This is a genomic window from Streptomyces hirsutus (assembly GCF_001418415.1).
GTDB classification, from domain to species: domain Bacteria; phylum Actinomycetota; class Actinomycetes; order Streptomycetales; family Streptomycetaceae; genus Streptomyces; species Streptomyces hirsutus.
This window is the reverse complement of record NZ_LIQT01000680.1, coordinates 1-4,692: the sequence shown is the minus strand read 5'-3', so window position 1 is coordinate 4,692 and position 4,692 is coordinate 1. Positions and strand designations below refer to the sequence as shown.

Annotated in this window: 4 protein-coding genes and 1 pseudogene; 1 reads left to right on the top strand and 4 read right to left on the bottom strand. The window is 73.1% G+C overall.

Translation table 11 applies throughout. From position 1 onward, the window contains the following. Positions 1 to 59: 59 nt before the first annotated feature. The gene (locus AOK11_RS37350) at positions 60 to 542 is read right to left on the bottom strand and encodes a Dps family protein (RefSeq protein ID WP_055598067.1); all 483 of its coding nucleotides are present in this window, start codon (positions 540 to 542) and stop codon (positions 60 to 62) included. Between the two features lie 220 nt (positions 543 to 762). Between AOK11_RS37350 and AOK11_RS37345 the strand changes: the two genes are divergently transcribed. Then, positions 763 to 1,596, top strand: coding sequence for a sulfite exporter TauE/SafE family protein (locus AOK11_RS37345; protein ID WP_055598066.1), 834 nt, complete (start codon positions 763 to 765; stop codon positions 1,594 to 1,596). Positions 1,597 to 1,886: 290 nt separating this feature from the next. On the opposite strand, the gene AOK11_RS37340 is transcribed toward AOK11_RS37345, so the two are convergent. The 3 genes and pseudogenes from AOK11_RS37340 to AOK11_RS37325 all read right to left on the bottom strand — a co-directional run. Then, the gene (locus AOK11_RS37340) at positions 1,887 to 3,287 is read right to left on the bottom strand and encodes a diacylglycerol/lipid kinase family protein (RefSeq protein ID WP_055598065.1); all 1,401 of its coding nucleotides are present in this window, start codon (positions 3,285 to 3,287) and stop codon (positions 1,887 to 1,889) included. A 287-nt stretch (positions 3,288 to 3,574) separates the two neighbouring features. Beyond that, the gene (gene cobF, locus AOK11_RS37330; protein WP_055598063.1) at positions 3,575 to 4,348 is read right to left on the bottom strand and encodes a precorrin-6A synthase (deacetylating); all 774 of its coding nucleotides are present in this window, start codon (positions 4,346 to 4,348) and stop codon (positions 3,575 to 3,577) included. A 105-nt stretch (positions 4,349 to 4,453) separates the two neighbouring features. Then, a pseudogene (locus AOK11_RS37325) lies at positions 4,454 to 4,692 on the bottom strand (DUF309 domain-containing protein); the annotation flags it as partial.

The following is a 4,692-nucleotide window of genomic DNA, read 5'->3' as shown; positions in this document are numbered from 1 at the left end:
CGGAAGGGGAGGGGACCGCCGACGGGAGACGGGGCGCCGGGGTTCGCCGTCGGGTTTCGTCATGCCTCGGCGGGGGCGCTCTCCGCCTCGAACATCCAGCGCTGCTTCTCCAGATCGGCGGTGACGGAGATCAGCAGGTCCTGGGTGACCGGGTCCGCCTTCTCGGTGGCGTCGACGCGCTCGCGCAGCCGTACGATCGCGGCCCCCAGCGCCTCCGCCATCAGCCGCACGACGTCCGCGTCGCGCAGCAGGCCCTCCTCGGGGACGGGCAGGGCGAAGACCTTGGCGATGGTCTCCGGGCGGCCGTCCGGCGGCACGCCGAGCGTCGCGGCCCGCTCCGCGACCGTGTCGGCCTGGGTGCGCGCGGTCGAGACCACTTCGTCCAGCTGGAGGTGGACCGAGCGGAACCTCGGACCCACGACGTTCCAGTGGGCCTGCTTGCCGATCAGTGAGAGACCGAGGAGATCCACCAGGGTCTCCTGGAGTGCCTTGCCGGCGACTCGGCTGGCCTCGTCGGGCAGGGTGCTCCGCACAACGGTCATGGGGTGTCGCTCCTTCTCGAATGCTCGGATGCTCCGCGAACGCGCGGGTGCCCCCGTCCCCCCTGCGCAAACCCGGGCCCGCCCCGGGGGCGGGCCCGGCCGCACGGCTCGGCACGGCGTGCGAGGGCGGCGGCGGGAAACGCCGTGCGAGGTGCGAGGAGCCGACAGACGGGACGCCGCTTACGGCGATCGTTAGGTGGGCATACCATCAGTCTCCGCAATGGACATGATGACGCTCTGGCACCTCACCGGCTGGGAATTCGCCGCCCTCGCCTTCGCCGCCCTGCTCGTGGGCTTCTCCAAGACCGCCGTCAGTGGGGCCAACACGGTCAGCCTCGCCATCTTCGCGGCGGTGCTGCCCGCCCGCGCCTCCACCGGCGTACTGCTGCCCATCCTGATCGCCGGGGACGTGCTCGCCGTCCTCACCTACCGGCGGCACGCCCACTGGCCCACCCTGTGGCGGCTGTTCCCGGCGGTCGCGGCCGGTGTCGTCGTCGGCACCTTCTTCCTGATGTGGGCGGACGACGAGGCCGTGGGGACGTCGATCGGGGCGATCCTGCTGCTGATGGCCGCGGTGACGGTGTGGCGGCGGCGGGCGGCGGACCGGGCCGCGCAAGCCGCCGTCGACGCGGAGGGAGACCCCGGCGAACGCAGCGGACGCAGCGGACGGAGCGGACCCGAGGAGATCACCTCCCGGGCCGGCCGGATCAAGGCCCGCTCGTACGGCGTCCTCGGCGGCTTCACCACCATGGTCGCCAACGCGGGCGGGCCGGTGATGTCCCTGTACCTGCTCTCCGCCGGCTTCCGGAAGCTGGGCTTTCTGGGGACATCGGCGTTCTTCTTCCTGATCGTCAACACGTCCAAGGTGCCGTTCAGCGTGGGTCTCGGACTGATCGACGCGGAATCGCTGCTGCTCGACGCGGCACTCGTGCTGTTCGTCGTGCCCGGCGCGCTGCTCGGGAAGTGGGCCGTGAACCGGATCAACCAGCGGCTGTTCGAGCGGCTGGTGATCGCGGCGACGGTGGTGGGCGGCGTGCAACTGCTGGTGCGCTGAGCCGGGAGCCGTTGCTGTGCGCGCCGGGGCTGGGGCCTGTCCGGCGGGTCATGCCGGAGAGGCGAGGACCTGCACGCTCATCTGCGGCGTTGTCATCGGTTGCCGACTCCCCCGAGCGCTCGGCTCCTCCCCCACTCTCGGCTTCGCTCGAGCGGAGGCAGCCCCATGAGCAGGGGGACCCCCATCGCGTCGACGCCCTCCTCCGCCTTGCGGCTGCACGCACCAGTCCTCGCTCACCCCAGCCGGCCGGATACCGTCCCTTGCCTCCGACTCGACCCGCCGGACAGGCCCTAGCGCCCGAGGAAGGGCCCCTGCCCTCCCGGGAGGTCGGGGATCTCCGGATGGTGCCGGAACCGGCTCGGAGCCGCCGTACGGCCGACCGTCGCCGCCAGTTTGCGCAGCCGCCGCCAGTTCAGGCGCGGGGGCGCCTGGGCCACGCCGGGCCGCTTGCGCGGGACGCGGACGCGCAGTGCGCCGGGCGCGATACGGCAGAGGACGGGCGCGGGCAACAGCAGGGCCTCCCCGTCGACCCCGGCCTCGATCTCCGCGCGGTCGCCCTCGATGAGGACCTCGGGTGCGGTCAGATTGGTGAGCCGGCCCCGCGAGGGGTCCAGCAGCAGCGCGGCGGCGTCGACCGCGCTCTCGACCTTGACGCCGAGGACCCCGAGCACACCCGTGTCCAGCCGCTCCCGTCGGCCGAGGCCGAAGGGATCGTCGGTGCGGTAGGGGTTGTTGCTGACCAGTACGGCCTGCGGATTGTCGAGCGACGTGTCCCCGACATGGGCGACCAGCCGGGCTCCCTGCTGCCCGGTGAGCAGGTCGGGCAGCATCTCCAGGCTGGTGCCGATCTTGTCGTTCCGGTACGCCGGACTCTGCACGATCGACGCGTACGCACCGAAGGACGCGTTGTTCACGAAGGGCTGGTCACCGGCGAAACCCAGGTCGACGCGCAATTCCACCCCGTCGCTGAGGGCGTTCAGACAGGCCGCCGGATCGCCGCGGTCCAGGCCCAGGTCCAGGGCGAAGTGGTTGCGGGTTCCGGCGCTGATGACCAGGAACGGGATGTCGTGTTCGGCGGCCACGGCCGCGACCAGCGCCTGCGTGCCGTCACCGCCTGCGGCGCCCAGCAGATCCGCGCCGCCCGCGACGGCCTCCCGGGCCATCGCCGTCACGTCGTTCTCCTTCTCCGGATCGAGCAGGACGACCCGGGCACCCAGCCGTTCCGCCTTCTCCCGCAGGCGGTAGCGGCCCACTTTGCCGCCGCCCGACCGCGGATTCATGATGAGCACCGCCCGCCGGGGCAGCGGCATCCGCCGTTCCCGCTGCCGTTCGCGCTGTTCGCTCCCCGTCCCGCGCAGCGCGAACCGCCCGCTCCACACGGCCAGCGCCCACAGTGCCAGCGACACCGGGAGAGCCCAGAAAAGGAGGGCCGCGTACAGGGCGATGACGGCCGCGGGCACACACACGGCCACCAGCGCGGCCACCCAGCGCAACGGCCCCCGCAGCGTGAGCGTCCACCACAGAGCGGCGGCGCTGAGGGCGAGCCCCACCGCGCCGCAGAGCAACAGCACCAGGCCCTGCAGGCCCCCGTAGAGGAGTGGGAACACCACCGCGAGTGCGGCGGCGAGCAGGGCGCCCCGCGCGGCCCACCGCTGGGCCCGGTAGGCCCGCCTGCTCAAGTCCACGGCCATGACTCCTCCAGTCGCCGGCGTCATCGTAGGCCGTACAGGGCCGTGGAGACGTCGGCTTCCGGGGCCCGGTCCCGGCGTATGTCCGACATCCGCGGGCCCGCCCCGTTCCCGTACCCGCCGTGATCCCTCCCGGCCCTCACCACGACCGCGGCGACGTCCTGGTGACCAAGGACAGGGGGATCGGCGACCTCCGCCCACGTCACGGGGGCCCGCGCACTCGGCCTGCCGACCGCGGCCGAAGCGGCTCGGGTCCCTCCGATGCCGGGGCTCATCTGTTCCCCCTGGGCTCACCTGTTCCCGGGGTTTCGGCGCAGCAGGTAGGTGTCCATGATCCAGCCCTTGCGTTCGCGGGCCTCGGCGCGCAGCGCTTCGATCCGGGGCGCGGCTTCGGCGAGCGGCCCGGACACGAGGATCTCGTCCGGGGTGCCTATGTAGGCACCCCAGTAGATGTCGATGTCCTGGTCGGCGTACTGCCGGAAGGTCTGGTGGGCGTCCAGCATCACGACCACGTCGTCCACTCCTTGCGGGAAGCCCTCCGCGAGCCGCCTGCCGGTGGTGATCCGGACGGGGCGGCCGACCCTGTTGAGCCCCGTGCGGTGCCGGGCGGCGAGAGCGGAGACACTGCTGATCCCCGGAACGACGTCGTACTCGAAGGCGACCTCGCCCCGCGCCAGAACCTCCTCGAGAATCGCGAGCGTACTGTCGTACAGCGACGGGTCGCCCCACACCAGGAACGCGCCGACCTGGTCCTCGCCCAGTTCCCCGGCGATCAGCCGGCCGTAGACGTCCGCGCGGGCGCTGCGCCAGTCGCCGACGGCGGCGGAGTAGGCGGCGCCCTCGGCCCGCCGGTCCCGCTCCGGATCGCGCGCCTCGACGACGCGGTACGCCCCCTCCGGCAGGTGCGCGTCGAGCATGTCCCGGCGGAGGCCGGTCAGGTCCGCCTTCACCTCACCCTTGTCGAGGAGGAAGAACACGTCCGTGCCGCGCAGTGCCTTGACCGCCTGCAGGGTCAGTTGGTCGGGGTCGCCCGCACCGATGCCGATGACATGAATCCTTCGCACGCCCCGAGTCTGCCGCACGCCACTGACACCGGGCCCACCGCACCCGCGCACCGCCCCGGCCCGTTGCGGGGAGCCGCTGTTCAGGAACCCCCAGGATCCTCCCGCCTACGAGCCCTGCCCCTGGGCTTCCGCCCGCAGCCGCGGCGCCCGCGCCCCGGCGTCCACGGGAACGCCGTCCCCCCGCTCGACCTCCGCCGCCAGCTCCCGGGCCCACGCGACGACACCGCCGAGGTCGATCCCGTACGGACGCGGCTCCCCGGCGCCCGCCGCCCACTCCTCGGCCGAGCCCGCCCCGCGCCGCAGCAGCCGGGCCCCGCCGGTTACGTTCCCGCGCGCCGTGGGCG